The organism is Agrobacterium sp. NPDC058088 (assembly GCF_042885035.1).
In the GTDB taxonomy this organism is placed as follows: domain Bacteria; phylum Pseudomonadota; class Alphaproteobacteria; order Rhizobiales; family Rhizobiaceae; genus Agrobacterium.
This window is the reverse complement of sequence record NZ_JBHVSU010000002.1, coordinates 1-26,267: the sequence shown is the minus strand read 5'-3', so window position 1 is coordinate 26,267 and position 26,267 is coordinate 1. Positions and strand designations below refer to the sequence as shown.

The following is a 26,267-nucleotide window of genomic DNA, read 5'->3' as shown; positions in this document are numbered from 1 at the left end:
CCGCAAATTACTGCCCCTGTTCGAGTATGTCGTGAGCCTGATGCCTCAAACAATAGACTGCGATCAGCAGAGAAGACCAAATAGGCCCGGTTCCGGTAAAGAAATTACTCTCAAGACACGAAGAAAGTAGAGCATACACCCAAATTCGTGCAAAAAGACGGGTCAGTCCCGCGTCCGTACCCTTGTCCACCGCCGTGTGGAAATCATTTGCGGGTATGATGACCAGCCATATGACCGTGAGAATGAAGGCCGGCAGGCCGCCATTCAGCAGGCTTTCGACATAACCATTATGGGCATGGAAAGCCGTGACCGCCCAGGTGCCGGCAATATCGGCCTGCGACAGCAGCCGGTCACTCGTCCAGAATGCCTGGAACCCCTGCCCGAAGATCGGCGATTGCGCGAAGGTGTCAAAGGACAGGCGCCATATGTCCGTCCGGCCGGTGAAAGTGGAATCGATGCCCAAGCTTTCGACAAAATTCTGTATGCTCGGGAAATAGGTAGAGCCGACCGCGACGATGTTGAGAAAGGCCAGAAGACCACCGATCATCAGCAGGGTACGATGGGCGTGCCTTTCCATGATCCAGACCAGCGCCAGGGTGACAGGCAAAAGCATGGCCGCGGTTTTTCCATTGGTCTTCCAGAGAAAGAACCCGGCCAGCAGCGTAATCGCGATGCCGCCCAGCGTCGACCAGGCGTTGCGCAGGTAAAGTCCGATCATGAAAAGAATGATCATGGCCGGGGCGGCGGCGTTCTTGTGATTGAAGATGCCGCGCCAATCACCCGCAAGCGCCTTTTCATCAAGGTCAAAGGGCTGATGAACCGAGCGAGAACGCAGGAAGATAACGCCCAGATAACAGAGCGCCAGCAGAATAATGGCGAAGATGGCCATCATTCGATCGAACTGCCGCCGATCCCGGGGCATGACGACGAGAACGCTGGTGATGAAACACAAAAGCGCTGTGAAGACCAGCCGCTGCAACGAGGTGCCGGGTTGGGTGCCAAGCACCGAGCAGAGAGCCAGCCAGAAAAACAGCAGCAGGATGGGCAGGCGTGGCCTCAGCAAAAGCCCCGTCAATCGGTGGCGCAGCGCAAAAACGGCCAGGATCAGCGCTATCACGAGGCCGGTCAGCTGGTTTGCCGCCGCGCGCGGTATAGGAGGCGCCGCGAGATCTTCAAAAGGCGCTACGGAAATCCAGATATAGAGCATAGTGGCGACGAAAAAAAACGCGTCGCGCCGGCCGCCGGCAAGGGATATGGCGCTGCCTTGCGCAGGGATGGGCTGTGTATCAGCCGAACGCGGCATGGTCGCGTGCACTGGAACTGGACGATCGGATCATGGGCCTGCCTTGTGACGAACAACGAAACCCTTCTGAAACAGGGCCATGTCCAAATAACCATAAACAGTCATTATAGTCATTATTATGCAATTGCTTTAACCCTCTCTTACCTCAAGACGGATAAGACAGGATAAACTGCAATCCATTGGGTTGCGGGCTTTTGTATTATTGGCCGGTTGCGGCTTTTTCAGTTCGCGGATTTTCAGAAAAGAAGCGCAGTCATTGTCGGATTTGCCGGCAATGCCGGAAAACATGGAGAATGAGGTGTCGTTTAATACGCCGCGGTTCGGCCATCTAGTCAGACTGGGATTGACCTATATGGCATCCGGCGGGGCGCTTCTGATGTCCAGTGCCGCCCAACTCCTGACCTTCGCGCTGCTTGCCCGCCATCTCGGCGTCGAACAATTCGCGCTCTATGCGTCGATCACGGCTGTCACCAATCTTGGCGTACAGATCTGCGGCATCGGCTCGCAGGAATCGCTGATACGCCGGGTCGCGCAGGATCGCAGCATGTTTCCCGTGATGCTCGGCCACAGCTATCTGCTGAGTGCCGCAACCGGCGTGGTGCTGACAATCATCGGCATGGTGACGATCCCGGTGTTTTTCCCGACCTCGGAAACCCTGCTTCACACACTGATCACCACCTTCCTGATCCTGTTCACCAACCTCGTTCTCTTGAAGGTGATCTCGCTTTCCACGCAGAGTTTCATCGCCCATTCCAACTTTGCCTCGGCAAACAAGCTGGAAGTGATGTTCGCCGTCGCCCGCACCATTGCCGCGGTGCTGGCCTGCCTCATCTTCAAGGTGGAAACGGTTGAGGCCTGGGCGCTCTGGAACCTTGCCGCGCACACCGTTGCAGCCATGATTTCCGTCAAGGCGATCAACAGGCTCGGCCGCCCGGTGTTTCGGATCGTGCGCGAGGAAATCCGCATCGGTATCCTGTTCTCCACCCAGTTCCTGTTCAAGGCCGTGCGCGGCAATGCGGATATTCTCGTTCTCGGCGCCATTGCGAGTGCCGAGGTGCTGGGCAGCTATTCCATCGCCCGGCGCATTCTCGATAGTTCCTATCTCTCCGTCGAGGCCCTCAACCGGCTGATCTATCCGGGCTCGGCCTCCGCCGCCCTGCAGGGTATCACCAAGACCATAGGACGCGCCTATAATGTGCTGAAGGCCGCGCTCGTCATCGCAACCGGCAGTGCGCTTGCCATTTTCATCATCGCCCCCTTCCTACCGCTGCTGTTCGGCGACGAATATGTCTCTCTGCCCATCATAACCCGCGTGCTCTGCTGGGTAGTTCTGCCCATGGCCGTTGCGGCCACCGCACTCGAGGCGCTTGGTGCTTCCGGGCGCCAGGATATTCGCGCGAAGATTTGGAACAGCGGCAATCTCATCGGCTCCGTCGTCGTTGCCTTCTTCACCTGGTCCTTCAGCATTTCGGGAACGATCGGCAGCTATTTCCTGGTGGAGACCGCCATCGCCGCCGCCGTGTGGATCGCGCTTCTGCGCCTGCGACGCAACGAACAGGTTTTCGCGCCGGCCAAATAAAGTCCGTCGCGACGGTCGACGGAATTCTCTAGTAGAGCCCGTAGGGGAAATAGCGCCGATATATTTCTTCCAGCCGGCCGTTTCGTGAAAGGGCAGCCAGCGCCTGATCGAAGGCCGGCACCAGAACATTGTCCGGATCGACCGCCATGATGGACAGGCCTTCGCCGAGAAACCGGTCTGACATATAAGGGCCGCCGAAGAGCGCGCAGCAGCCTTCGGAAGCGCTTCCCGAAACCCAGAAAGGCAAACGAAGACCATCGGCGAAGATGGCGTCCACCTTGCCTGTCTTCAACGCCTCGTACATGGGTTCATAGCCATCAAAAGCTTCGACCTTGGCTTTTGGAAAAAACGCTTTGAGCATTTGTTCGTGCCGCGAATTGCCGATCGCGCCGACCTTCTTTCCAGAAAGCGCTTCCGCGCCGGAACCGTTGAATTTTGCCGCCTTGTTCACCGCGAGCCGGGCGGGCAACAACAGATAGGGCCGCGAGAAGGTAAAGCTCTTGCGCAGATCAGCCGTGGTGGCGAGACCTGAAATCACCGCTTCGCCCTCACCCATTTCGAGTGCCGCTTCCAGCTCGTCAAAAGGCAACGCCTGCACCTGGCATTTGCTTTCCACCTTCAGCTGGGCACAGATTTCCCGCACCAGATCGACATGGAAGCCCGCAAGCCGGCTCTCCTGATCGGTGAAATTGAAGGGTGGGAAATCCACAGACATCAAAAACCTGATGCGGGGAACAGACGAAAGATCGCCACCCGGAAACCGCTCCTGCGCATCGAACAAAACCGGCATGCGGTTTCCATCCGACAGACCTTCGGCACGAGCTTCACTAAAGTAACCAACAAATTGTAAAGCGAAAGCTAAAGTAAAATATAGACTTATATTTCGCATTACATTCGCTATTCTCATCTATAGTATCCGTAGCAGGAAATGGGCGTTACCATGACGGCGGCAGCGATGCATGGATTGTTTCAGGCAATATACACGAGATTCGTTTCTAACGACGCCGGCAGAAGGAAAAATTACATTTTCCCATACGGATGGGAATCCGCCTTCGGTTTCTCCCGAACAGGACCAAACCGGGCAAACCTGTTTTCTCCATTCGCTGGGATTGGACAAGTCGCATATCGCGGCACTTGAGCAGCAGGCGCTCGAAAACGGCTCGACTGTGGACGAGGAATTGCTGGTAAGCGGCCTCGTCACTGCAGAAGAGTATTTCAGCGCCTTCGCCAAATATCTGCGGTTGCCGTTTATCCCGGAAATCGCGTCGGAACGGATAGCGAATTTAGATAATTTCGATCTTCAGCTCGCCGAACCGAGGTTTCTGCGGCTGATGCCGCAGGACGGCAAAACGCCGCTGCTGATCGTGCCTGAACTTGCGCGGATAGCATTATTGAAAAACATATTGGATGAGCGTCCGCATCTTCTCGACGAACTTGCCGTGACCACGCCGCAAGCCATGCGCGGCGCGATCTGGAAAGCGGGTGAAGCCCGCCGCCTGCTGGAAACCCGGCAGCAGCTTTTCAACGCTGCGCCCCAGCATTCCGCCAAGATCACTTTGCATGGCCAGCAAGGCTTTTATGGTGGTATTCTCGCCACCCTGCTCGTCCTTTCGCTGCTGACTTATAGTGAAATGGCCATGGCCTGGCTTCACGCTACCCTGTCGACGCTCTACCTAAACACCCTGCTGTTTCGGCTCTTTGCCCTCGCCCATACCCCTCGGGAAACCCACACAGAAACAGCCTTGTCTCTTCAGCACGAAAACAAACTGCCGGTTTACACAATTCTGGTGGCGCTTTACCGCGAAGAGGCCGTCATCGAACAGCTCGTCAATGCACTGGAGCGTCTGGATTGGCCTCGATCCCGGCTCGATATCAAGCTTATCTGCGAGGCCGACGACGGTGCAACCATCGAGGCGATCCGGCGGATGAATCCCGGCTCGCATATGGAGATCATCAACGTGCCGCCTTCCCAGCCGCGCACCAAACCCAAGGCCCTCACTTACGCCCTTTCCGGTGCGCGGGGCTCATTCGTGGTCGTTTATGATGCCGAGGACCGGCCCCATCCGCAGCAATTGCGCGAAGCCTATGCCGCCTTCCGTAACCAACCGGATATGGCCTGCCTGCAGGCACCCCTTATCATCAGCAACGCCCCTTCTTCCTGGCTGAGCGCCTGTTTCGCACTGGAATATTCAGGCTTGTTCCGCTGCATGCTGCCGGCCCTCGCCGCCCATGGCCTCCCGATGCCGCTTGGCGGCACCTCCAACCATTTCCGGACTGCCGCATTGCGGCGGGCCGGCGCGTGGGATCCCTACAATGTCACGGAAGATGCCGATCTTGGCCTCAGGCTGCATCGGCTCGGCTATCGCTGCGGCGTCATCCGCCGCCAGACGCTGGAGGATGCGCCGACATCGCTGCCTGTGTGGCTGAACCAGCGAACACGCTGGTTCAAGGGTTGGCTGCAAAGCTGGCTGGTCATGACCCGTACACCCTTTGCAACCGCGCATGCCATGGGATGGTTTGCCTACATCGCCTTTCAGCTGCTGATCGGCGGCATGATTCTGTCGTCGCTGACGCATCCCCTGCTCTTCATTTTCCTGGCATTCATGGCCATGGCCATCCAGGAAAATGGCGTCCAACTGCTCTTCACATGGCAGGGCGTGCTGTTTCTTATCGATGCGTTGAATATCGTTGGAAGTTACACGATCTCCGTGCTGATGGGCCGAAGCAGAATGATTGCCTATGAAAGGCGGAAGGTCGGAAAGCGATGGTTGGCAATGCCTCTCTATTGGCTAATGTTATCAGTGGCAGCCTGGCGGGCCATGGTGGAGCTTAAAACGCGCCCTTTCGTCTGGAACAAGACGCCGCATGTGCCGGTGGCCAAGGAAACGACCTGACCCGCATTCGCGGGAGCCAACAGTCGCGCGCTTCTTCCAGTCATGGGAAAACTCACCCGGCTGCTTCAGCCAATTACCGCCGATCAAGAGGCGTACTATTTGCAACGTTTCCGGGTGGGAAGTGGAGCGGGTGAAGGGAATCGAACCCTCGTATTCAGCTTGGGAAGCTGCTGCTCTACCATTGAGCTACACCCGCGCAGGCTAAGACATCGGACAGTTCGCGGCGGGTGTCAAGCGCCCCGCCGGGGGATCATTACTCGGCGCGGAAATGCTTGGAGAGCTTCAGCCCCTGTGCCTGATAGTTGGAACCAAGCCCGGTGCCGTAGAGGCCCTCCGGTTTTTCCAGCATATGCTCGTAAACAAGTCGCCCGACGATCTGGCCGTGTTCCAGGATGAAGGGCACTTCGTGGCTGCGGACCTCGAGAACGGCGCGGCTGCCGGTGCCGCCAGCCTGCGCATGGCCGAAGCCGGGATCGAAGAAGCCGGCGTAGTGTACGCGGAACTCGCCCACCAGCGGGTCGAAGGGGGTCATTTCGGCCGCATAAAGCGGCGGTACGTGCACGGCTTCGCGTGAAACAAGGATATAGAACTCGTCCGGGTCCAGGATCAGTTCCGCACGGCCGCGGGCGAAGAGCGGCTCCCAGAAATCGAGTATATCGTGCTGGGCCTTCTTGTCGACATCCACCACCGCCGTGTGGTGTTTGCCGCGATAGCCGATCAGCCCGTTCTCACCGAAACCTTTGAGATCGATCGAAAGTGCAATCCCGCCACCCGTCACGTTCGGGTTTTCGCTTGCCACCAGCGTTTCAGTTTCGTGCAGCTTCAGCAGTTCGCTTTCATTGAGAAGCGCATGGCCGATGCGGAAACGGATCTGCGACAAGCGCGAGCCGCGGCGCACGACGATGGGGAAGGTGCGCGGGCTGATTTCGAGATAAAGCGGACCGGCATAGCCAGCCGGAATCTTGTCAAACTCCTGCGCATTGTCGGTCATTACACGGGTGAAGATATCGAGACGGCCGGTCGAGCTTTTCGGGTTGGCCGAGGCCGACATGTCTGCCGGCAGATCAAGGCTTTCCATCAACGGAACGATATAGACACAACCGGTTTCCAGCACCGCACCCTGGCTGAGATCGATCTCATGCAGGCTGAGGCGATTGAGCTTGTCGATGACACGGGTTCCGGGGCCGGGCATGAAGCTGGCGCGGACGCGGTAAGCCTTGGAGCCGAGCCGCAGATCGAGGCTGGCGGGCTGCACCTGGTCGATATCGAGATCGGCCTCGCTTTTCAGCTTGCCGCCCGTAAACAGCGCCCGGATTGCGCCGTCCGCCAAAATGCCCGTGGTTCTCGTCATGGTCATCATTCCTTTTTACGGCGACAAAACCAAAAGGAAAGCATTGACGCAAGCCGGTAACGGCAGTATGGCAAGCTTATCCCGTGGTGATTTGGCCGGTCGGCTTGCAGCCACGTTAAACAAGTGGCTAAAAAGACCGGGTGCTAGGAACCGGTCTGCTTTTGCGGCCGGTTTTTTTGTTTTGAAGGTGATCACATGAGCAATAAATGGCGCCCGGCAACCCAGCTCGTTCACGGCGGTACGCTACGCTCACCCTATGGTGAAACGTCGGAAGCAATCTATCTGACCCAGGGTTTCGTCTATGAGAACTCTGAAGCCGCCGAAGCGCGCTTCAAGGGTGAGACGGACGGCTTTATCTATGCCCGTTATGCGAGCCCCACCAATGACATGTTCGAGAAGCGTATGTGCCTGCTGGAAGGCGCTGAAGACGCCCGCGCACTTGCCTCCGGCATGGCTGCCGTCACCGCCGCCATCATGTGCCAGCTGCGCGCCGGCGACCACATCGTTGCCGCACGCGCCCTCTTCGGCTCGTGCCGCTGGGTGGTTGAAACGTTGGCGCCGAAATATGGCATCGAATGCACGCTGATCGACGGACGTGATCTCGGCAACTGGGAAAAGGCGATCCAGCCGAACACCAAGCTATTCTTCCTCGAAAGCCCGACCAATCCGACGCTTGAGGTGGTTGATATCGCCGGTGTGGCGAAGCTCGCCAACCAGATCGGCGCGAAGGTGGTGGTCGACAACGTCTTTGCGACGCCGCTTTTCCAGAAGCCGCTCGAACTTGGCGCGCATATCGTGGTTTATTCGGCCACCAAACATATTGACGGCCAGGGCCGCTGCCTCGGCGGCGTGATCCTTTCCGACAAGAAGTGGATCGAAGAAGAGTTGCAGGATTATTTCCGCCATACCGGCCCGGCCATGTCGCCGTTTAATGCCTGGACGCTTCTGAAGGGTATCGAAACGCTACCACTGCGCGTAAAGCAGCAGACGGCCAATGCCTCCAAGATCGCGGACTTCCTTGCCGAAAGTGGCAAGGTCGCCAAGGTCATTTATCCCGGCCGTGCCGATCACCCGCAGGCGGATATCATTGCGCGCCAGATGTCCGGCGGCTCGACGCTGGTCGCTTTCGAGCTGAAGGGTGGCAAGGAAGCAGCCTTCAAGCTGCAGAACGCGTTGGGAATCGTGAAGATTTCCAACAATCTGGGCGACGCCAAGAGCCTTATCACTCATCCGGGTACGACGACGCACAAGAACCTCACCGACGAGGCGCGCGCCGAACTCGGCATTTCCGGCGGCACACTGCGCCTTTCCTGCGGTATCGAGGATACGGACGATCTGCTTGAGGATCTGGCGAAGGGTCTCGAGGCCGTTTCCGCCTGAAAATTCAAACGCCAAATTGCCATGGCCCGGCCGCGTGTCGGGCCATGGTTTGCCCGCGTGGCCGGAAAAGGCGGTATCAGGCAACCAATATTTACCTTTACCGTTATCCCTAATGGCAAAAAACAGCGCAACGGGAGACGCCCCCTGCCCGTCAAGTCATTCATTTCCTTGACGATAGCCAGAGCCTATAGTGTAGGATATGGCGGCAGGCATAATTTCGAGGTGTGGCGCGTATGTATCGTGCTCTGACAAGGGATATCGAGGTAACGGTCGATCCGTATTATCTCGAGGAACAATCCGACCCGGATGACGATCGTTACGTCTGGGGCTACAAGGTCGTGATCGCGAACAATTCCGATGTGCCCGTGAAACTCGTCAACCGTTATTGGAATATTACCGATCAGAACGGACAGGTGGACGAGGTCTACGGGCCGGGCGTCGTGGGCGAGCAGCCGCAGCTCAAACCCGGTGACAGCTATGAATATTCCTCCGGCTGTCCGCTGGATACGCCGTCAGGCCTTATGTTCGGCCATTATGAAATGGAAACCGAAAATGGCGAGGTGTTCAATGTCACGATTCCCGCCTTTTCGCTGGATTCCCCCGGCCTGATGCGGGTTCTGAACTGACGACTGCCACCCGGCCAAAAATAAGCCGCGCCCCTTTGGAGCGCGGCCTTCTGTTCAGGCATTCTCAAATTCGCTGACATCGTAGCGATAGGTGGTGGAGCAAAACTCGCAGGTGACCGAAATGGCGCCATCCTCCTCGCTTGCCTTGATTTCCTCGGCGGTGAAGCCTGACAGCACACCCTTGATCTTGTCCCGCGAGCAGCTGCAGCGGTCGAAAATGGCCTGCGGGTCATAAATCCGCACGCCGCTTTCGTGGAAAAGCCTGTAGAGCAGGCGTTCCGCCGGCACCTGCGGATCGGTCAGCTCATCGGTATCGATCGTGTTCAGCAGCGTTACGGCTTCGGTCCAGGCATCGTCTTCCTGCACCTCATGACCGCCCTCGTCACCATCGCCACCATGCAGGTCACGCATGCGCAACCGCTCGGGGGCCTGTGGCAGGAACTGCGCGATCAAGCCGCCTGCACGCCAGGCGTGGCGCGGCTTGCCCTCGCCGTCGCGGTCGAAGAACTCGGCAACGCCCAGGCGCACGCGGGTCGGAAGCTGTTCCGACTGGCGGAAATAGACCCCGGCAATGTCTTCCAGCGACGAGCCATCGAGCGGCACGATGCCCTGATAGGGCTGCATGCCCGCGCCCTGATCGATGGTGAAGGCGAGAATGCCGTTGCCCAGCAATTGCTCCGGCGATGTCGCCCCGGCTGCAACCGCTTCGGCCAGCCGTTCCTCATCAAAACGGGCATAAGCGCGCATACTGTCCGGCGCGGAGAAATCCGCGACCAGCAGATCAACCGGGCCATCGCCCTTGGTCTGGAGAGTGAGCTTGCCGGAAAACTTGAGTGAGGTGCCGATCAGCGCCGTCAGAACGGTCGCTTCCGCCAGCAGCCTGGCGACGGCAGCGGGATAATCATGCCTTTCAAGAATGGCGTTCAGCAGCGGCCCAACCTGGACCGCGCGGCCGCGCACATCCAGACCTTCGACCTGAAAGGGCACAACCTTGTCGTCGCCAGCAAAATCGAGATCGTCCAGTTCAACCGTTACATCTGCCATGTCATACTCCTTGGCGCAGCCGTGGCGCCGCTACCGTCCAAAAGTCCGGCTTTCAAAATGTGCTTTTTTGCTTGTCGCACAGAGACCCGGCAAGAGAAACCGCTTCCGGGGAAAAACGTGCAAATCGTGATGATGGCCCGCCAGCAAAACCGACGAGCCTCCTCGAAGTGCCACAGATGGTAATCGATGCAGGGAAGTTCAAGAACCCGGCCCGACGACGATCGGAGCGGGTGAATTCCTCAGATCACGCCCATGCACCAGGCAATGATGGACTTCTGCGCGTGGAGACGGTTTTCCGCCTCATCGAAGACTACCGATTGGGGGCCGTCGATCACCGCATCCGTCACTTCTTCTCCACGATGGGCCGGCAGGCAATGCATGAACAGCGCGTCCTTTTCCGCCTTGGCCATCAGGGCTTCATTGACCTGATAGGGCTGGAAGATGTTGTGGCCGCGCGCCTTGTGCTCCTGGTTCATGGAGACCCAGGTATCGGTGACGACGCAATCGGCACCCGCAACCGCCTTGTCGGCGTCATGATACAGTGCGATCTCGCCGCCGTTGTTGCGGGCCCAGTTCAGGAACTTATCATGCGGTTCGGAACCCATCGGCACCGCCATCGTCATGCGATAACCAAAGCGCGCGGAGCCCTCAACGAAAGAGTGAAGGACATTATTGCCGTCACCGGTCCAGGCAATGGTCTTGCCTTTTACCGGGCCGCGATGCTCCTCGAAGGTCATGATGTCGGCCATGATCTGGCAGGGATGCGTGTCGTCGGTCAGGGCGTTGATAACAGGCACGGTCGCGTGTTCGGCAAGCTCCAGCAAGCGCGAATGATCTGTCGTGCGGATCATGATGGCGTCGACATAACGCGACAGCACCTTCGCCGTGTCACCGATCGTTTCGGCGCGACCGAGCTGCATTTCAGTACCAGAGAGGAAAAGCGTTTCGCCACCAAGCTGGCGCATGCCGACGTCGAAGGAGACGCGGGTGCGGGTGGAAGGCTTTTCGAAGATCATCGCCAGCATCTTGCCAGCAAGCGGCTTTTCCGCCGTGCCGGCCTTAGTGGCGGCCTTGCGCGCGCGGGCATCATCAAGAATCGCCCGCAGATCCTGCGAGCCAACGGCCGACAGGTCGAGAAAATGTTTAGGTGAAGCCATTTCAAACTGTCCCATGCTCGCGAGCCTCCAGGAAGAGGCCCGCATTTTATTGTTTCGTCAGGCGATTTTCGCCTGCTTGGCGGTCAGGGATGCGGCGGCCGCTTCCACGCGCGCCAAGCCTTCGCGAGCCTCTTCCGCCGTGGTGACGAGCGGCGGCAGAAGGCGGATGACGTTGTCGCCCGCCGGTACACCGAGCAGATGTTCCGCGCGCATGGCCTGCAGCAATTCACCCGAGGGAACCCTGGCCTTGATGCCGAGCAGCAGGCCTTCGCCGCGAATTTCCTCAATCACATCTGGATAGCGATCCTTCAGCGAGGCAAGGCCCTGGCGGAAGACGAGCGCGACATCACGAACCTTTTCCAGAAAGCCTTCGGAAAGGACGACATCGAGCACGGCATTGCCAACAGCCATGGCCAGCGGGTTGCCGCCATAGGTGGTGCCATGCACGCCGGCCGTCATGCCGGAAGCGGCATCGGCCGTTGCAAGGCACGCGCCGAGCGGGAAACCGCCGCCGATACCCTTGGCCACCGCCATGATGTCAGGCGCGACACCCGTCTGCTCATAGGCAAAGAATTTGCCCGTGCGGCCAACACCGGTCTGGACTTCATCGAAAATCAGGAGCAGGCCGTGTTCATCGCAGAGCGACCGCAGCAGCTGCAGGAATTCCTTGGCTGGCGCGCGAATGCCGCCCTCACCCTGAATGGGCTCGATCAGAAGCGCAGCCGTCTCCGACGTGATGGCGGCTTTCAGCGCATCGACATCACCGAACGGCACCTGGTCAAAACCTTCGACCTTGGGACCGAAACCTTCGAGATATTTCTGCTGGCCACCGGCAGCGATCGTCGCCAGCGTGCGGCCGTGGAAGGCGCCTTCGAAGGTGACGATGCGGAACTTTTCCGGATGCCCCTTGGAATAGTGGTAACGGCGCGCGGTCTTGATCGCGCATTCCAGCGCTTCCGCGCCGGAATTGGTAAAGAAGACCTTGTCCGCGAATGTCGCTTCCGTCAGGCGCTTGGCGAGTTTTTCCTGTCCGGGCACTTCATAAAGGTTCGAGACGTGCCAGACCTTCTCGGCCTGCGTCTTGATCGCGTCGACAAGATGCGGGTGGGCGTGGCCCAGCGAATTGACGGCAACGCCGGCCGCAAAATCCAGATATCGCTCGCCGCTTTCCGTGAACAGCCAGACGCCCTCGCCTCGCTCAAAGCGCAGGGGGGCTCTTGAAAACGTATCGAACAATGGCGCGGCGGCTTCGGCCATGGCTGTATCACTCCTTGCGCAAATGCGCTGTCAGACGGTTGTCAATAGGCTAGTGAGGTTATCCCTCGCCTGAAAATCAAAAATGCCGCCTCGCGGCGGCACGGGCACTATTGTCACTTCGCCTGCCGATGTCAACAAAAGTCCGTATTTCCTAGGCTTATCAAGCCCTAGTAGGTGGCGGCTCGGCAGACCCCAGGTGTTGCCTTTCTGACTCTACTCGCCAGCAAGTTGGGGAAAACCGGAAAATCGATTCGAGATGATTCCCGTGACTCTTGCCACGGAGTCTGCGTGGCACTAGGTTAATCGCTAATTACTAGACTGCATTGCGGCGGAACTAGTCACCAAAAATCAGGCAGAAACCACACTCGCGGCACATCCCGCGAGACGGAGAGGGATTCTGCCGAAAATACACGCGAAAAGCGGAGAAGCGGCATGAACTGGACAGACGAACGGGTCGAGAAACTCAAGAAATTGTGGTCCGAAGGGCTTAGCGCCAGCCAGATAGCAGCACAGCTGGGCGGTGTCAGCCGCAATGCCGTCATCGGCAAGGTCCACCGTCTTAACCTGCCGGGACGCGTCAAGGCTGGCGGTCCGGTCACTTCGGCGCGTTCCGCTCCCAAGCGTGCCGCGGCCCCCGCTCCACGCGCGACGAATTTCGTGGGCCGCGTCGGCACCGCGCCTGCTCGGGTTCTGACGCGTTCTAACGCAGCAACGGCTCTTCAGGAAGATATCGGCATCGAGACTGCGGAAGTCCTCGATTACGTTCCGTCCAGAAACGTTGTCACCCCGATTTCCCGTCGCCTGACGCTGACGGAACTCACCGAGCGCACCTGCAAGTGGCCGGTTGGCGATCCCTTGAAAGACGATTTCCATTTCTGCGGTTGTGAAGCGCTGGAATCTTCGCCCTATTGCAAGTTCCATGCGAAGCTCGCCTACCAGCCGGTCAGCGAGCGCCGTAAGGCTTGAGTGTTGCGGCACGCATTTGACACTCAAAAACTACGGGCCTTCGGGCCCGTTTTTTTGTGACACGTACGACGCTTCCCGGACGGCTATAGCAGAACACCAAGGCCTATTCATCGTCGTCGGGTTTCGCCCTTCAATCCGGATTTCGGTGGGCTCTCAACCGCTCGTCAAGCAGATGAAAGTATCGTGCTTGCGGAAGGTTCAAAATGAAAAAGCCCGACACCATCCCGGTTTCGGGCCTTTTCATTTTGGCGGAACGTCATGCTGAGGGGAACCGTCAGTTCGGTTCCGATCAGGCTTCCATCGAATATCCGGCACCGCGCACGGTGCGGATGACGTCCTGCATATGGGAAAAATTGAGCGCCTTACGCAGGCGTCCGACATGCACGTCGACGGTACGCTCATCGACGTAGATATCATGGCCCCAGACGCCATCCAGCAACTGCGAGCGGGAGAACACCCGGCCCGGAGAAGTCATCAGGAACTCCAGCAGGCGGAATTCCGTCGGGCCGAGACGCACTTCGCGGCTTTTGCGGTGAACGCGATGGGTCTCGCGATCCAGTTCTATATCGCCACATTTCAGCACCGAAGACAGAACCTCGGGGCGCGCCCGGCGCAGCATGGCCTTGACGCGGGCCATGAGTTCCGGCGTCGAGAACGGCTTGACGACATAATCGTCGGCGCCGGTGGCAAGGCCACGAACGCGCTCGCTCTCTTCGCCACGCGCCGTCAGCATGATGATGGGCAGACGTTCGGTTTCCGGCCGCATTCGGAGCCGCCGGCACAACTCGATGCCGGAAACGCCAGGCAGCATCCAGTCCAGGATGAGAAGATCCGGAATACGCTCCTGCAGCCTGATTTCCGCCTCATCGCCACGGGGTATCGTGTCGACGTCGTATCCCTCAGCCTCGAGATTGTAACGAAGCAGGACGCTCAGAGCTTCCTCATCTTCCACAACTGCAATCTTGGGCACCATATACTAACTCCGCAAGCCGCTGCTTGTCTGTTACTCGGTAACCGAACCGAGCGTGTTGGAACTGTCGTCCTTCGGACGTTCGCCTTCCGGCTGGCTGCCGGTGGTCATGTAATAGATCGTCTCGGCGATATTGGTGGCGTGGTCGCCGATACGCTCGATGTTCTTGGCGCAGAACAGAAGATGCGTGCAGGTGGTGATGTTGCGCGGATCTTCCATCATGTAGGTCAGAAGCTCACGGAAGAGCGACGTATACATGGCGTCGATTTCCTCGTCGCGCTCGCGGATGGCATTGGCCTTCTCCGCCGAACGTGTCGAATAGACGTCGAGGACTTCCTTGAGCTGTACCAGCGCCAACTCCGACAGGTGCTCTATGCCGCGGGCGAGCTTGCGCGGCACGCCCGTTCCGGCAACCGCGATGACACGCTTGGCAGTGTTCTTACCGAGGTCGCCAACACGTTCGAGGTCCGCTGCAATACGCAGCGTGCCGATGATCTCGCGAAGGTCTGCCGCCATCGGCTGGCGCCTGGCGATGGTGACGATGGCCTTGTCGCCGATCTCGCGCTCGGAATGGTCGAGGATCGCGTCGTCGGAAATGACCTTCTGGGCGAGTGCGGCGTCGGAGTTGACGAGCGCACGCACGGCGTCGGCACACATCTGTTCCGCGAGACCGCCCATTTCGGCGATACGACGCGTGAGGAATTTCAGTTCGTCGTCATAGGCCGACAGAATATGCGAATGGGTCGTTGTCTGTGTCATGGTCTAGTCCTCCGGCTTGGCCTGCATGCACGTACCCCGAAGCGGGCACGGCAGAGGCACCAGTCTTGTTCGGTTTCGATAAAACGCCGGCCGGGATCAGCCGAAGCGGCCCATGATGTAGTCCTGCGTGCGCTGGTCGTCCGGATTGGTGAACATCTTGTCGGTTTCGTTTTCTTCGACAAGGTGACCAAGGTGGAACATAGCCGTGCGCTGGGAAACACGCGCCGCCTGCTGCATGGAGTGCGTGACGATAACGATCGTGTAGTTGGTACGCAGCTCGTGGATCAGTTCCTCGACCTTTGCAGTCGCGATCGGGTCGAGCGCCGAGCAGGGCTCGTCCATCAGAATAACTTCCGGGCTGACGGCAACGGCGCGGGCAATGCACAAGCGCTGCTGCTGGCCACCGGAAAGACCCGTGCCGGATTCCTGCAGGCGGTCCTTCACCTCGTTCCAGAGACCGGCCTTCTGCAGGCTGTGCTCGACGATCTGATCCATATCCGCCTTGTTGCGGGCGAGACCGTGGATGCGCGGACCGTAGGAAATGTTTTCATAGATCGACTTCGGGAAGGGGTTCGGCTTCTGGAACACCATGCCGACACGGGCGCGCAGTTCAACGACATCGATCGCCTGATCGTAGATATCGTCGGTGTCGAGCGTGATCTTGCCGGTGACCCGGCAGCCGTCGATCGTGTCGTTCATACGGTTCAGGGTACGCAGGAATGTGGACTTGCCGCAGCCCGAGGGGCCGATCAGCGCGGTCACCGTATTTTCCCGAACATTGAGGTTCACGTCGTAAAGCGCGCGCTTTTCGCCGTAATAAACCGAAACGTCCTTGCCGATCATCTTGTATGAGACTTCATTCATTTTCTTGTCCAGCGCCTTTTCAACTGCTGCTTCCGACAACATGTTCATTTGCTCAATCTCCCTCTACCAGCGCCGTTCGAAGCGGCGACGCAACAGGATTGCGCCAACATTCATGACGATGAGGAACAGAAGCAGGATGATGATAGCGCCAGATGTCCTTTCGACAAAGGCGCGCTCGGCTTCGTTCGCCCACATGTAAATCTGCACCGGCAGGGCCGTGGACGGATCCATCGGCGTTGTCGGGTAATTCGCAACGAATGCTACCATGCCGATGAGGAGCAGCGGCGCCGTTTCGCCCAGCGCGTGGGCGAGGCCGATGATGGTGCCGGTCAGAATGCCGGGCATGGCGAGCGGCAGCACATGATGGAAGATCGTCTGCATCTTGGAAGCGCCGAGGCCGAGGGCGGCGGCGCGGATTGACGGTGGCACGGCTTTCAGGGCAGCGCGGGTCGCGATGATGATCGTCGGCAAGGTCATCAACGTCAGGACGAGGCCGCCAACCAGCGAGGCCGAGCGTGGAAAGCCCATGAAGTTGATGAAAACCGAGAGGCCAAGCAGACCGTAAACAATCGAAGGAACGGCCGCGAGATTGTTGATATTCACCTCGATAAGATCCGTCAGACGGTTCTTCGGGGCGAATTCCTCAAGGTAGATCGAGGCCGCGACGCCAATCGGCAATGACAGCACCAAGACGATCAGCATCATGTAGAAGGAACCGATCAGCGCCACGCCGACACCCGCCGCTTCCGGACGGCTTGAGGCGCCGTTGATGAAGATGCCCGTATTGAAATGTTTGCCGAGCTGGCCGCTTTCGGCGAGCTGGTTCATCCAGCCGAGCTGCTGGTTCGAGATGCGGCGATTGGCTTCATCCGCCGTCAGGTCGACCTGACCCTTGAAGGCGCTGTCGACATCCCCCGAAGCGAGAAGCGTGACGGTGCGCGTGGTGCCGATAACGGCGGGATCGGCGACGACGATGTCACGCAACTGCGTGCGCACGCTGTCGGAGATCAGGAGGTTGACGGCGCGAAGGCCGGCGCGGTCAGTCGGTGCAACACCAAGGACCTTGGCGACAGCATCGCGGGCGATGACGGGATAATTGGCCGTCATCAGTTTAGTGGGATTTGTGGCGCGCTCATTTTTCGGATCGATGATCTGTTCCGAAAACTCAACCGGAACGGTGATCATCGTCTGCTGGAAAGCGGTGTAACCCTTGGAAACCACCGAGAAAAGCAGCAGGAAGAGGAAGATGAGGCCGAAGGAAATCGCTGCCATGCCGTAGGCACGGAAGCGGCGTTCGGCGGCATAGCGGCGCTTGATGCCGATATCACGGCGCGTGGCCCTGTTGACGGCGCTCGCACCGGCTGCGGGAGAAACGATGTCGGTCATTCATATTGCTCCCGGTATTTGCGCACGATGTAAAGCGCGTAGATATTCAGGCAAAGCGTGATGGCGAAAAGCGTGATGCCGAGCGCGAAGGCGACCAGCGTCTGGGGCGAGGTGAATTCAAGGTCACCGGTAAGCTGGCTGACGATCTTGACCGTCACCGTGGTCATGGGCTCGAACGGGTTGAGCTGCAGCCGGGCGGCGACGCCAGCCGCCAGAACCACAATCATGGTCTCGCCGATAGCGCGCGAGGCCGTCATCAGCACGGCGCCGACGATGCCGGGAAGAGCGGCGGGAACGATGACCCTCTTGATGGTTTCGGACCGCGTGGCGCCGAGCCCGAGGGAACCGTCACGCAGCGAACGCGGCACCGCGGTGATGATGTCATCCGACAGGGACGAGACATAGGGGATCAACATGATGCCCATGACGAAACCGGCGGTGATGACGCTCTGCGCCTGGATGAAGTTGGCGTAGTTCCCCGTTGCAAGACCGTTGATCTGCGTGGAAATGTCTCTGAGGAAAGGACCGACCGTCGTCAGCGCGAAAAAGCCGTAAACGATGGTGGGGATGCCTGCGAGGACTTCAAGCAGCGGTTTTGCCACCGAGCGGAAGCGCGGCGAGGCATATTCCGCCATATAGATTGCCGAGAAAAGGCCAACCGGAACCGCAACCAGCATCGCAACGAGACCGATATAAAGCGTGCCGGCGAGGAGCGGGATCAGGCCGAACTGGCCGGAGGAGTCGGTAGCACCAGCCGCCGCGAAACGCGGATCCCAGACCGTTCCGAAGAAGAACTGATGTGCCGGCACCATGGTAAAGAACTGGATCGCCTCCGTCAGCATCGACAGCACGATACCGATGGTCGTGAGGATGGCGATGGACGAGGCGACGAGGAGGGCCGCGAGAATGACGTTCTCGACCTGGTTGCGTGCCCGGAAGCGCGGCGCGATCGAACGCAACGCATAGGCGCCGCCGCCAAGCGCGGCCAGCAGCACAACGGCAATCATCGCGATGCGGCTGGTGGAGGTCATGCTGTTGAGCGTGTGAGCGGCATCGACCATGAACCGCGCGGGATCACCGGCGATCGCGACACCCTTCGATGCCAGAAGCGGCCGCACCGCAGCCGTATCCGCCTCAACCTGCGCGGTTTCCTCCGGCGTCAGCCGCTGAAGGCCGCGGGCAATGGAGGTCACCATGCCGTAGGTGAGGCTCTGCTGCGCCTCGGATTGCGCCCGGACATCCTCGGGGAAATTACCGCGCACCGCAGAGGTAACAAGCAACGGGCTGACGACCAGCCAGGCGCAGAGAATGAACGCCGCGGGCAAAACCGCCCAGACAACCGCGTAAGAGCCGTGATAACCGGCACGGGAATGCATGCTGGAGGGGCGACCACCAGACAAAACAACAGCGCGGCGGCTGCCGAGCAAGTAGCTGCCGATGCCGATGAGCGCCAGTATCAGCAAAAGGATCGATGTGTTCATTAGAGTTCCCTCGGCGTGCCTCAAGAGCACGGTGCGATATCGGGCAAATCAAAAAGTCATCAAAACGAGACCGCTGGACCATCCAGTGATGCTTGCCGCCTGACTGGAATAAAGTCTGGCAAGCGTCAAGGTTGATACATCCTATCCATCTGTAATCCATCAATAATCATGTGGATGGCGATGGATGGGAACTGTCAACCGGAGACAATCACCGAGACGAATGGCGCCGAGACGGAATGTCACCGAAGCGGAACGAGGGGTGCGGCAGGCCACACCCCTCTTTCTTCATTACATCGAAGCGCCGGCAGCGAACTTGGCGCGGATTTCTTCGCGCTCCTTGTCCGGAGCGGCGACGAGGCCGTAGTTTGCGAGCGGCGAGTCAGGGCCGATCATTTCGTCGGACGTGAAGAACTCAACATATTCCTTGAGGCCCGGGATAACACCCAAGTGAGCCTTCTTCACGTAGAAGAACAGCGGGCGGGAAACCGGGTACTTGCCGCTGGCAACGGTTTCGGTGGACGGAACGACGCCAGAGACAGTCGCGACCTTCAGGCGGTCAGCGTTGTTTTCGTAGAAAGCGAGGCCGAAAACGCCGAGGCCGGACTTGTTGGCATCGATACGAGCAAGCGTCTCGGTGTAGTCGCCGTCGATGTCGACTGCAGCGCCGTCCTTGCGAACTGCAACGCACTTGGCAGCAGCCTGCTTGGCGTCGGTGATCAGCGTCTTGATGACGTCGGTCGCCTTGGCTTCCTTGCAACCGTCAGCCATGATCTTCTCTTCGAAGACTTCGCGTGTGCCGTGCTTGGAACCCGGGATGTAAGCAGCGATTGCCACATCCGGCAGTTCCTTGTTGATTTCCGACCACTTCTTGTAGGGGTTGGCAACGAGCTTGCCGTCCTTGACGATTTCAGCGGCAAGCGCGAGGTACAGATCCTTCGGCTCGAGCTTGATGTCCTTGTTGGACGAGTCCATTGCGAAGACGATACCGTCGTAACCGATCTTCACTTCCTGAACGTCGGCAACGCCAGCAGCCTTACAGGCGGCCAGTTCGTCGCTCTTGATCGGACGCGAAGCATTGGCGATGTCGATGGTGCCTTCGCCGACGCCGGAGCAGAATGCCTTCAGACCGCCGCCCGTACCGCCGGACTCAACAACGGGAGCCTTGAAGTTGGGGAAGGTTTCAGCAAACGTCTCAGCGACGATCTTGGCGTAAGGCAGAACGGTGGAGGAACCAGCAACCTGGATCTGGTCGCGAGCAGCGGCGGCGCCAGCGAAGGCGACAGAAGCCACCAGAGCTGCTGCGGAAAATTTAAGGAAGTTCATTTGTCTCTCCCGTCGTGGGCTTGTTTGTGGACGCAGCCGATAGCGGTACTCGCTCGTAGCATGCGCTCGGCGACCTTTTCTTAACCACCGTAGCCACATCCTTTTATGTCACTTTGACGAAAGATTTGTGACAGCCTAAATTATTGATTTTGATTATAAAAATTCATGCCCTTAATAGCGGAGGCATATTTTATGTCAGAATCTCACGGTGAAGTCGGTACCGCTGCCCAATTCCGATTTAATGATGAGACGGGCGCGGTGGCGGGTGAGGATGTGCTTGACGATGGCGAGCCCGAGGCCCGTGCCCTTTTTCGAGCGGCTGTCGGCAACGCTGACACGATAAAATCGCTCGGTCAGGCGCGGCACGTGCTCGGCGGGAATGCCCGGCCCCTTGTCGATGATGCTGACCTCCACCGGCTTGCCGGGTTCGGCACGCAGCCAGACATCCACGACCTTGCCTTCCTGACCATATTTGCAGGCGTTTTCAACGAGATTCTGGAACACCTGCACCAGCTCGTCGCGGTCTCCCTGCACCTCTGCCGGCCGGTCGGGCAGGTGCAGCGTGATGGTCACATCCAGTTCATTCGCAAGCGGTAGCAGCGCATCACGCACATGGCCGATGACGGGAACGAGATCGACCCTCTGGTCCGGCGCGATATTTGCCCGCAGCTCCAGCCTTGAAAGGGACATGAGATCGTCCACCAGCCGGCTCATGCGGGTTGCCTGATCGAGCATGATGGCAAGGAAGCGCTCCTGCGCCTTCGGGTCGTTGCGTGCCGGCCCCTGCATGGTTTCGATAAAACCCCGCAGCGAGGCAAGCGGCGTGCGCAATTCATGGCTCGCATTGGCGACGAAATCGCTACGCATCCGGTCGATACGGCGAAGCTCCGAAACGTCGCGGAAGGACAGGATATAGAAAGGCGGGCCAGCCCCCTCGCCCACATCCGCGCGGGCGATGCGGACGATGAAGACCCGTTCGGATGGGAAACGCTCGGAATGCTCGACCTGGTTGGGCTGCCCGGTGGTGATGGTTTCGCGAATGACGTCCAGCAGGCCGGGTGAACGCAGCCTTGCAGAAATATGCGCACCGGCTGGAAGCTGGCCGAAGGCGCGCTCGGCCGCGCCATTCTGAAACAGCACGCTGGCATTCTTGTCGAGAATGAAAACCGGCGTATCCAGCGCCGCAAGGCCCGCCCTAACACCGGAAATGACGTTTTCACCCGGCACATCTGGCTCATCCATATTCGCGACTGCGTCTTCATCCTTCTCAGGTGCCGCCGGTTTTTCCCGAGCAGCTAGAATGGCTATGATAGCGCAGAGCCAAAGGGCGGCTGGCATATAGGGCGTGTTCAGCTCGGCAACGGCCACCACGGCAAGCATGCTGACAATGAGAACGGGCAACCAGTTCCGGCCAAGCTTCTTTCCCAGAAGCCTTAATCCACCATTGCCTTCCCTGACTGCCATTTCAGCCTGCTCTCCACTCTCACCCTACAGCGCATCGAAATCTCATAGGCCAGCTTCATGACAGAGATTCATCATCATGCGTTTTCCACAACGTATATGCGCGAAATCTGCGCCGCAATCGCCAGCGCCCTCGTAGTCTAGTCTACCTACCCTGTTTCACTTGAATTCCGGCAATGGATGTGAACTCATTGGCGGCGAGTTGCCTTTACACAACAAGATCAGGAGGAAACCATGGGCAAAGAAACGAAGAAGCGGACGGTCGAGATCACCGTAGGCGGCAAGCTGCGCAGCTTCGACATTGACGACCCGATTCTTCCCGACTGGGTATCGGAAAAGAAGCTCTCCGCCGGCGATTTCCCCTATGACAAGAAGATGAAGCGCGAGGATTACGACGCCACTCTGGAAGCGCTGCAGGTTGAGCTGGTCAAGGTGCAATTCTGGCTGCAGGCCACCGGCAAAAGGGTCATGGCAGTTTTTGAAGGCCGCGACGCGGCCGGCAAGGGCGGCGCGATCTTTGCAGCCCGGGCCTATCTCAACCCCCGCTATGCCCGCGTGGTGGCGTTGACCAAACCGACGGAAACCGAGCGCGGCCAATGGTATTTCCAGCGCTACATCTCACATTTTCCGACTGCCGGCGAATTCGTTCTCTTCGACCGTTCCTGGTATAACCGCGCGGGCGTGGAACCGGTCATGGGTTTCTGCACCCCGGACGAACACAAGCGTTTTCTCAAGGAAACACCACGTCTGGAAAAGATGCTTGTTCACGAGGACATTCACCTTTTCAAGTTCTGGCTCGACATCGGCCGCGAAACGCAGATCGAGCGCTTCCATGACCGCCGCCACAGCCCGCTGAAATGCTGGAAGCTCTCGGATATGGACATAGCCGCACTGACGAAATGGGACGATTACACCCAGAAGCGCGACGAGATGCTGGAAAAAACCCACACCGATGCCGCCCCCTGGACGGTGGTGCGCGCCAATGACAAGCGCCGCGCACGGGTGAACCTTATTCGCCATATCCTCCTTGCGCTGGACTATGAGGGCAAGGACAGACAAGCCATCGGCGAGATCGACGACAAGATATTGGGATCAGGACCGGATTTCCTCAAATAAGACCGCGAAACCACGACAAGCGCCCCATCAGAGGCGCTTGTGCCTTTCCTTATTGGCCCGGCAGAATGCGCACGGAATAGAGATTAACAGGGCGTCCGCTGCCATCGATATCGCTATTGATGAAGATTTTCCCCGGCGCATTGGGAGCGAGGGACCGCTCGAATGTCGTGTTAAGCAGCATATCCGCACGCTCGGCCGTCGCGGTGAAGCGGTGGCGGGAGCAATCACCCAGCGTGGCGAAATCGCAGGAGACGGAAACCTGTGTCTGGCGATCGCTGGAGGATTGCAGCGTGATCGATATGGTCGAGGACTTGCCCGCCATGTCCCGCATGACTTCCACGGGAACTTCGACGCGGACGGCACCATCCTGCGCCACACTTTTCGACGTTACACGCAAGGCTTTGCCGGCTGGCGTAGCGATGTTTTCGACAGTGGCGCGCGGGCCGGCCGAAACGCCTGAGCTGCCGCGCTCGGCATTAAAGACCTCAACCCAGTCGTCAGAAAAGCCACGACCGGCCGAAAGGCTCGGCGCGGGCTCCGTGCCGTTAAAATCCTCCGCCTGCACCTGCGCGGGCGGATTGGGCACGCTGGTATCGCGCTGTTCCGGCGAGAGCAGCAGGCCGGAAGAATAGACCCACCAGGCGCCGAAACCGATAAAGGCGAGAAGCGTCACATAGATGAAAAGTCGGGCAAACAGCCCACGGCGCTTGCGGCGGCCAACTGCGCCCTCCGGCCGGAAAGCAAGTGATGCATCGGTAGCACTGGAGCCGCGCTTCGCCGGCTTTCCATTACGCCGTCCCGCAGTCGGCGGCTCCGGCGCAACGGCAGCAGCACCCGGTCGCACATCGCGCGTTTCCCCGCGCAGCTCCGGCTCGACAGCCATAGTGTCGTGATGGGCTGGCTGCGAAACGGGATCAACCCCGTGATCATACTGCTGCGGGCTTTCCGTTGCGGGCGGACGCAATTGCTGCTCCACCCTATCCAGAAGACGGTTGCGCTCTTCATTTTCAATGAGATGGATCAGGCTCTCGAGCCGCTGGCGCTGCTGGGCAACGACCTGCGGATCGTCTATGCCCTGCTTGCGCAGGCCCGCTTCCAAGGCCTGACGGGAGGATTGGTAAATCCGTGCACGAACTTCGGCGTTCGATCTGTCCGATTTTTCCAGAGCATTTCTGATTGCCGTTTCCAGTCCGCTCACGACCGATCCTTGTTCTATTGCGCTGTGCAAAAATATGCCGCGCTGCGCCATGTCTTCACGATTCGGTAAAGGCTATGCCGCCCCTCCGCAAGCGTCGTTTGTGATAAAGACCGGATTGTCTTGAGGAAAATCGATCCATTGTGGCGCTACGAACGCAGATTCGGCAGGTCTTTGCCGCGCTGTTTTCGCTTTCAATCCGTCGCCGAACGCGATATTGACTTACGTGCGCGTAAACGTAATTCGTGGGAGGAGACATGCTGCCGTCCGTGCTGAAAGACAATCTGCGTCTTCCGGTCATAGCATCGCCGCTATTCATTATTTCGCATCCGCAACTGACGCTGGCGCAATGCAAGGCCGGCGTCATCGGCGCTTTCCCGGCGCTCAATGCGCGGCCCGAAAGCCAGCTCGATGAATGGCTGGCGATGATCACCGAAGAGCTTGCCGCGCATAACCGGGCCAATCCCGAGCGTCCGGCGGCGCCTTTCGCAGTCAACCAGATCGTTCACATGTCCAATCGCCGGCTGGAGCATGATCTTGGCCTATGCGTCAAATACAAGGTGCCGGTGGTGATCTCCTCCCTGGGCGCCGTGCCGGAGGTCAATGCAGCCGTGCATTCCTATGGCGGCATCGTACTGCACGATGTCATCAACGATCGCCACGCCCGTTCCGCCATCCGCAAGGGCGCCGACGGGCTGATTGCGGTGGCGGCCGGTGCGGGCGGACATGCGGGCACGCTTTCGCCCTTCGCCCTCGTTCAGGAAATCCGCGAATGGTTTGACGGCCCGCTGCTGCTGGCGGGCGCCATCGCCAATGGCGGTTCCATCCTCGCGGCGCAGGCCATGGGCGCTGACATGGCCTATATCGGCTCCCCCTTCATCGCCACCGAGGAGGCGCGCGCTTCCGAAGGTTATAAACAGGCGATCGTCGATGCGCAGGCGAAGGACATCGTCTATTCGAACTATTTCACCGGCGTACACGGCAATTATCTGAAAAGCTCGATCGTCGCCTCCGGAATGGACCCCGACAACCTGCCCGAAGCCGACCCTTCCAAAATGGATTTCGAGACCGCCACCGGCGGTGCCAAGGCCTGGAAGGACATATGGGGCGCGGGCCAGGGCATTGGCGCCATCAAGGCGGTGGAACCGGTGGCCGCACTCGTGGATCGGCTGGCAGACGAATATGAAGCAGCGAGAGGTCGGATCTGCGGAAGGGCCTGACGCGCCTCTAAACAATGGACAGGCAAAGCTTTTTGCGGAAATTTCAAAACCAGCACATTCAAGGCTTGAAATCCGTCAGCATTGCCTGTATCAGCCCGCCATGAAGCTGATCCGCAACAAGCGGGTCACAATCGGGCCGCTTTAGCTCAGTTGGTAGAGCACGTCATTCGTAATGACGGGGTCACGTGTTCGAGTCACGTAAGCGGCACCATTTCCTTTAAAATCAAAGACTTGAATACCGAGTTCCGCAGGTGGGACATTTCGGTGAGCCATTTCTTTGTTTATCCCCTCATACATTCTCAAGTCCCGGCACGGTGTATTCTACTTCCGTTGGCCGTTGCCCAAGCAGCTACACCCGAACCGTAAAGCCGAAACGATCAAGCTTTCGCTACAGACACGCGATCCACGAAAAGCATTGCGCTTGTCCCGGTCTATGATCCAGATAGGGGAACGACTTACAGATCATGGAATTGCATACGGGATGGAATACAGGGAACTGCGCGGCCTGCTGACACAGCATTTTCGCGATCTTCTGACCAAGGTTACGAACGAGATCGATAGCAAGGGACGTCTGTCCGAACAGACGCGTCAGGATTACCAGCAACGACTTGCAGCGACGCAGCAGGAAATTGAAACAGATACCCCTCTCTCCTTTGCCACTGGCTATGAAAGCCTGCTTTCAGGCTTCATGACTCAATACAACGTACCGTTTTCCAAAACGGATGGTCAGTACGTTTGGCTAGAACAAGATTTTAAAAAAGCTGTGCGCAGTTTTCTTAAAACGGTTCTGGAGCACGACGCGTCATACGACGACTTTGACCTGCGCGCGCCAACCCAGACTGAATAGCCCCTAGATTTGTAGACGCCTTCTTTCCTAATTTTGAGGCAGGAAGAGTATCATGAGCAAATCGAATTTCAGCGAAGATTTTAAGCGC

22 protein-coding genes, 2 tRNA genes, 1 pseudogene and 1 riboswitch are annotated in these 26,267 nt (G+C 58.7%); of the genes and pseudogenes, 10 read left to right on the top strand and 15 right to left on the bottom strand.

Translation table 11 applies throughout. From position 1 onward, the window contains the following. Positions 1 to 7: 7 nt before the first annotated feature. Entirely contained in the window at positions 8 to 1,303 is a 1,296-nt protein-coding gene (gene uppY / locus ACFVTJ_RS05400) for a Wzy-type polysaccharide biosynthesis protein UppY (RefSeq protein ID WP_386905330.1), read from the bottom strand. A 286-nt stretch (positions 1,304 to 1,589) separates the two neighbouring features. On the opposite strand from uppY, the gene uppX reads away from it, so the two are divergent. Then, positions 1,590 to 2,882 carry a Wzx-type polysaccharide biosynthesis protein UppX gene (gene uppX, locus ACFVTJ_RS05395; RefSeq protein ID WP_386906857.1) on the top strand — a complete coding sequence of 431 codons (1,293 nt, stop codon included), beginning with the start codon at positions 1,590 to 1,592 and terminating at the stop codon, positions 2,880 to 2,882. 28 nt (positions 2,883 to 2,910) lie between these two features. On the opposite strand, the gene ACFVTJ_RS05390 is transcribed toward uppX, so the two are convergent. Further along, on the bottom strand, positions 2,911 to 3,672 hold the full coding sequence (locus tag ACFVTJ_RS05390) for a transporter substrate-binding domain-containing protein (protein ID WP_386905328.1): 762 nt from the start codon (positions 3,670 to 3,672) through the stop codon (positions 2,911 to 2,913). A 169-nt stretch (positions 3,673 to 3,841) separates the two neighbouring features. Between ACFVTJ_RS05390 and ACFVTJ_RS05385 the strand changes: the two genes are divergently transcribed. After that, on the top strand, positions 3,842 to 5,776 hold the full coding sequence (locus tag ACFVTJ_RS05385; protein ID WP_386905326.1) for a glycosyltransferase family 2 protein: 1,935 nt from the start codon (positions 3,842 to 3,844) through the stop codon (positions 5,774 to 5,776). Between the two features lie 122 nt (positions 5,777 to 5,898). Here ACFVTJ_RS05385 and ACFVTJ_RS05380 read toward each other — a convergent pair. Further along, positions 5,899 to 5,972: transfer RNA gene (locus ACFVTJ_RS05380), tRNA-Gly, on the bottom strand. 57 nt (positions 5,973 to 6,029) lie between these two features. Then, positions 6,030 to 7,127 (bottom strand): 2'-deoxycytidine 5'-triphosphate deaminase, encoded by a 1,098-nt coding sequence (locus ACFVTJ_RS05375; protein WP_386905324.1) that lies wholly within the window; start codon positions 7,125 to 7,127, stop codon positions 6,030 to 6,032. A 73-nt stretch (positions 7,128 to 7,200) separates the two neighbouring features. Then, positions 7,201 to 7,279, top strand: a riboswitch (SAM riboswitch). Between the two features lie 43 nt (positions 7,280 to 7,322). On the opposite strand from ACFVTJ_RS05375, the gene ACFVTJ_RS05370 reads away from it, so the two are divergent. Then, on the top strand, positions 7,323 to 8,507 hold the full coding sequence (locus tag ACFVTJ_RS05370) for an O-succinylhomoserine sulfhydrylase (RefSeq protein WP_386905322.1): 1,185 nt from the start codon (positions 7,323 to 7,325) through the stop codon (positions 8,505 to 8,507). A gap of 233 nt (positions 8,508 to 8,740) precedes the next feature. Next, positions 8,741 to 9,133: a Co2+/Mg2+ efflux protein ApaG gene (gene apaG / locus ACFVTJ_RS05365; RefSeq protein ID WP_386905320.1), complete on the top strand. Its 393-nt coding sequence runs from the start codon at positions 8,741 to 8,743 to the stop codon at positions 9,131 to 9,133. Positions 9,134 to 9,187: 54 nt separating this feature from the next. Here apaG and ACFVTJ_RS05360 read toward each other — a convergent pair whose 3' ends face one another. The 3 genes from ACFVTJ_RS05360 to ACFVTJ_RS05350 all read right to left on the bottom strand — a co-directional run bounded on the left by ACFVTJ_RS05360 (position 9,188) and on the right by ACFVTJ_RS05350 (position 12,591). Next, a complete protein-coding gene (locus ACFVTJ_RS05360; RefSeq protein WP_386905318.1) occupies positions 9,188 to 10,177 on the bottom strand; it encodes an Hsp33 family molecular chaperone in 990 nt (329 codons plus the stop codon). A 239-nt stretch (positions 10,178 to 10,416) separates the two neighbouring features. Further along, complete coding sequence (gene argF, locus ACFVTJ_RS05355) at positions 10,417 to 11,334, bottom strand: ornithine carbamoyltransferase (RefSeq protein WP_174035551.1); 918 nt, start codon at positions 11,332 to 11,334, stop codon at positions 10,417 to 10,419. Positions 11,335 to 11,391: 57 nt separating this feature from the next. Then, positions 11,392 to 12,591: an aspartate aminotransferase family protein gene (locus tag ACFVTJ_RS05350; RefSeq protein WP_386905316.1), complete on the bottom strand. Its 1,200-nt coding sequence runs from the start codon at positions 12,589 to 12,591 to the stop codon at positions 11,392 to 11,394. Positions 12,592 to 13,023: 432 nt separating this feature from the next. Here ACFVTJ_RS05350 and ACFVTJ_RS05345 point away from each other — a divergent pair, with 432 nt between their 5' ends. Then, positions 13,024 to 13,557, top strand: a complete 534-nt coding sequence (locus tag ACFVTJ_RS05345; RefSeq protein WP_386905314.1) for a GcrA family cell cycle regulator — start codon at positions 13,024 to 13,026, stop codon at positions 13,555 to 13,557. Positions 13,558 to 13,846: 289 nt separating this feature from the next. Here ACFVTJ_RS05345 and phoB read toward each other — a convergent pair whose 3' ends face one another. The 7 genes from phoB to phoR all read right to left on the bottom strand — a co-directional run bounded on the left by phoB (position 13,847) and on the right by phoR (position 21,804). After that, complete coding sequence (phoB, locus tag ACFVTJ_RS05340; protein ID WP_003493692.1) at positions 13,847 to 14,530, bottom strand: phosphate regulon transcriptional regulator PhoB; 684 nt, start codon at positions 14,528 to 14,530, stop codon at positions 13,847 to 13,849. Positions 14,531 to 14,560: 30 nt separating this feature from the next. After that, on the bottom strand, positions 14,561 to 15,286 hold the full coding sequence (gene phoU, locus ACFVTJ_RS05335; protein ID WP_077985368.1) for a phosphate signaling complex protein PhoU: 726 nt from the start codon (positions 15,284 to 15,286) through the stop codon (positions 14,561 to 14,563). A gap of 96 nt (positions 15,287 to 15,382) precedes the next feature. Further along, positions 15,383 to 16,198 carry a phosphate ABC transporter ATP-binding protein PstB gene (gene pstB / locus ACFVTJ_RS05330; RefSeq protein WP_080791433.1) on the bottom strand — a complete coding sequence of 272 codons (816 nt, stop codon included), beginning with the start codon at positions 16,196 to 16,198 and terminating at the stop codon, positions 15,383 to 15,385. 15 nt (positions 16,199 to 16,213) lie between these two features. Next, a complete protein-coding gene (gene pstA / locus ACFVTJ_RS05325) occupies positions 16,214 to 17,536 on the bottom strand; it encodes a phosphate ABC transporter permease PstA (protein ID WP_386905310.1) in 1,323 nt (440 codons plus the stop codon). Further along, the gene (pstC, locus tag ACFVTJ_RS05320; RefSeq protein WP_386905308.1) at positions 17,533 to 19,017 is read right to left on the bottom strand and encodes a phosphate ABC transporter permease subunit PstC; all 1,485 of its coding nucleotides are present in this window, start codon (positions 19,015 to 19,017) and stop codon (positions 17,533 to 17,535) included. The genes pstA and pstC overlap by 4 nt, the downstream gene beginning before the upstream one ends. A gap of 288 nt (positions 19,018 to 19,305) precedes the next feature. Beyond that, entirely contained in the window at positions 19,306 to 20,340 is a 1,035-nt protein-coding gene (locus ACFVTJ_RS05315) for a substrate-binding domain-containing protein (RefSeq protein ID WP_386905306.1), read from the bottom strand. Between the two features lie 195 nt (positions 20,341 to 20,535). Further along, on the bottom strand, positions 20,536 to 21,804 hold the full coding sequence (gene phoR / locus ACFVTJ_RS05310) for a phosphate regulon sensor histidine kinase PhoR (protein ID WP_386905304.1): 1,269 nt from the start codon (positions 21,802 to 21,804) through the stop codon (positions 20,536 to 20,538). A 231-nt stretch (positions 21,805 to 22,035) separates the two neighbouring features. On the opposite strand from phoR, the gene ppk2 reads away from it, so the two are divergent. After that, positions 22,036 to 22,917 carry a polyphosphate kinase 2 gene (ppk2, locus tag ACFVTJ_RS05305; RefSeq protein WP_386905302.1) on the top strand — a complete coding sequence of 294 codons (882 nt, stop codon included), beginning with the start codon at positions 22,036 to 22,038 and terminating at the stop codon, positions 22,915 to 22,917. 49 nt (positions 22,918 to 22,966) lie between these two features. Here the strand turns inward: ppk2 and ACFVTJ_RS05300 are convergent, their stop codons facing one another. Beyond that, positions 22,967 to 24,115 (bottom strand): hypothetical protein, encoded by a 1,149-nt coding sequence (locus ACFVTJ_RS05300; RefSeq protein WP_386905300.1) that lies wholly within the window; start codon positions 24,113 to 24,115, stop codon positions 22,967 to 22,969. Between the two features lie 254 nt (positions 24,116 to 24,369). Here ACFVTJ_RS05300 and ACFVTJ_RS05295 point away from each other — a divergent pair, with 254 nt between their 5' ends. From ACFVTJ_RS05295 to ACFVTJ_RS05280, 4 genes and pseudogenes are all read left to right on the top strand, one after another. After that, positions 24,370 to 25,332 carry an NAD(P)H-dependent flavin oxidoreductase gene (locus tag ACFVTJ_RS05295; protein ID WP_386905298.1) on the top strand — a complete coding sequence of 321 codons (963 nt, stop codon included), beginning with the start codon at positions 24,370 to 24,372 and terminating at the stop codon, positions 25,330 to 25,332. A gap of 135 nt (positions 25,333 to 25,467) precedes the next feature. After that, positions 25,468 to 25,543 (top strand) — tRNA-Thr (locus ACFVTJ_RS05290). A gap of 66 nt (positions 25,544 to 25,609) precedes the next feature. After that, positions 25,610 to 25,759 (top strand): annotated as a pseudogene (locus tag ACFVTJ_RS05285) (DUF6538 domain-containing protein); the annotation flags it as partial. Between the two features lie 54 nt (positions 25,760 to 25,813). After that, the gene (locus ACFVTJ_RS05280; protein ID WP_386906950.1) at positions 25,814 to 26,179 is read left to right on the top strand and encodes a hypothetical protein; all 366 of its coding nucleotides are present in this window, start codon (positions 25,814 to 25,816) and stop codon (positions 26,177 to 26,179) included. Positions 26,180 to 26,267: the final 88 nt, after the last annotated feature.

Bases quoted from the DNA above. Each gene is read 5' to 3' on its own strand.
- phoR (WP_386905304.1), bottom strand. From the start codon at position 21,804: ATGGCAGTCAGGGAAGGCAATGGTGGATTAAGGCTTCTGGGAAAGAAG.
- phoB (WP_003493692.1), bottom strand. From the start codon at position 14,530: ATGGTGCCCAAGATTGCAGTTGTGGAAGATGAGGAAGCTCTGAGCGTC.
- ACFVTJ_RS05280 (WP_386906950.1), top strand. From the start codon at position 25,814: ATGGAATACAGGGAACTGCGCGGCCTGCTGACACAGCATTTTCGCGAT.
- ACFVTJ_RS05375 (WP_386905324.1), bottom strand. From the start codon at position 7,127: ATGACGAGAACCACGGGCATTTTGGCGGACGGCGCAATCCGGGCGCTG.
- phoU (WP_077985368.1), bottom strand. From the start codon at position 15,286: ATGACACAGACAACGACCCATTCGCATATTCTGTCGGCCTATGACGAC.
- uppX (WP_386906857.1), top strand. From the start codon at position 1,590: ATGGAGAATGAGGTGTCGTTTAATACGCCGCGGTTCGGCCATCTAGTC.
- apaG (WP_386905320.1), top strand. From the start codon at position 8,741: ATGTATCGTGCTCTGACAAGGGATATCGAGGTAACGGTCGATCCGTAT.
- uppY (WP_386905330.1), bottom strand. From the start codon at position 1,303: ATGCCGCGTTCGGCTGATACACAGCCCATCCCTGCGCAAGGCAGCGCC.
- ACFVTJ_RS05360 (WP_386905318.1), bottom strand. From the start codon at position 10,177: ATGGCAGATGTAACGGTTGAACTGGACGATCTCGATTTTGCTGGCGAC.
- ACFVTJ_RS05295 (WP_386905298.1), top strand. From the start codon at position 24,370: ATGCTGCCGTCCGTGCTGAAAGACAATCTGCGTCTTCCGGTCATAGCA.
- pstC (WP_386905308.1), bottom strand. From the start codon at position 19,017: ATGAACACATCGATCCTTTTGCTGATACTGGCGCTCATCGGCATCGGC.
- ACFVTJ_RS05385 (WP_386905326.1), top strand. From the start codon at position 3,842: ATGGATTGTTTCAGGCAATATACACGAGATTCGTTTCTAACGACGCCG.
- ACFVTJ_RS05345 (WP_386905314.1), top strand. From the start codon at position 13,024: ATGAACTGGACAGACGAACGGGTCGAGAAACTCAAGAAATTGTGGTCC.
- pstB (WP_080791433.1), bottom strand. From the start codon at position 16,198: ATGAACATGTTGTCGGAAGCAGCAGTTGAAAAGGCGCTGGACAAGAAA.
- ACFVTJ_RS05350 (WP_386905316.1), bottom strand. From the start codon at position 12,591: ATGGCCGAAGCCGCCGCGCCATTGTTCGATACGTTTTCAAGAGCCCCC.
- pstA (WP_386905310.1), bottom strand. From the start codon at position 17,536: ATGACCGACATCGTTTCTCCCGCAGCCGGTGCGAGCGCCGTCAACAGG.
- ppk2 (WP_386905302.1), top strand. From the start codon at position 22,036: ATGGGCAAAGAAACGAAGAAGCGGACGGTCGAGATCACCGTAGGCGGC.
- argF (WP_174035551.1), bottom strand. From the start codon at position 11,334: ATGGCTTCACCTAAACATTTTCTCGACCTGTCGGCCGTTGGCTCGCAG.
- ACFVTJ_RS05390 (WP_386905328.1), bottom strand. From the start codon at position 3,672: ATGCCGGTTTTGTTCGATGCGCAGGAGCGGTTTCCGGGTGGCGATCTT.
- ACFVTJ_RS05315 (WP_386905306.1), bottom strand. From the start codon at position 20,340: ATGAACTTCCTTAAATTTTCCGCAGCAGCTCTGGTGGCTTCTGTCGCC.
- ACFVTJ_RS05370 (WP_386905322.1), top strand. From the start codon at position 7,323: ATGAGCAATAAATGGCGCCCGGCAACCCAGCTCGTTCACGGCGGTACG.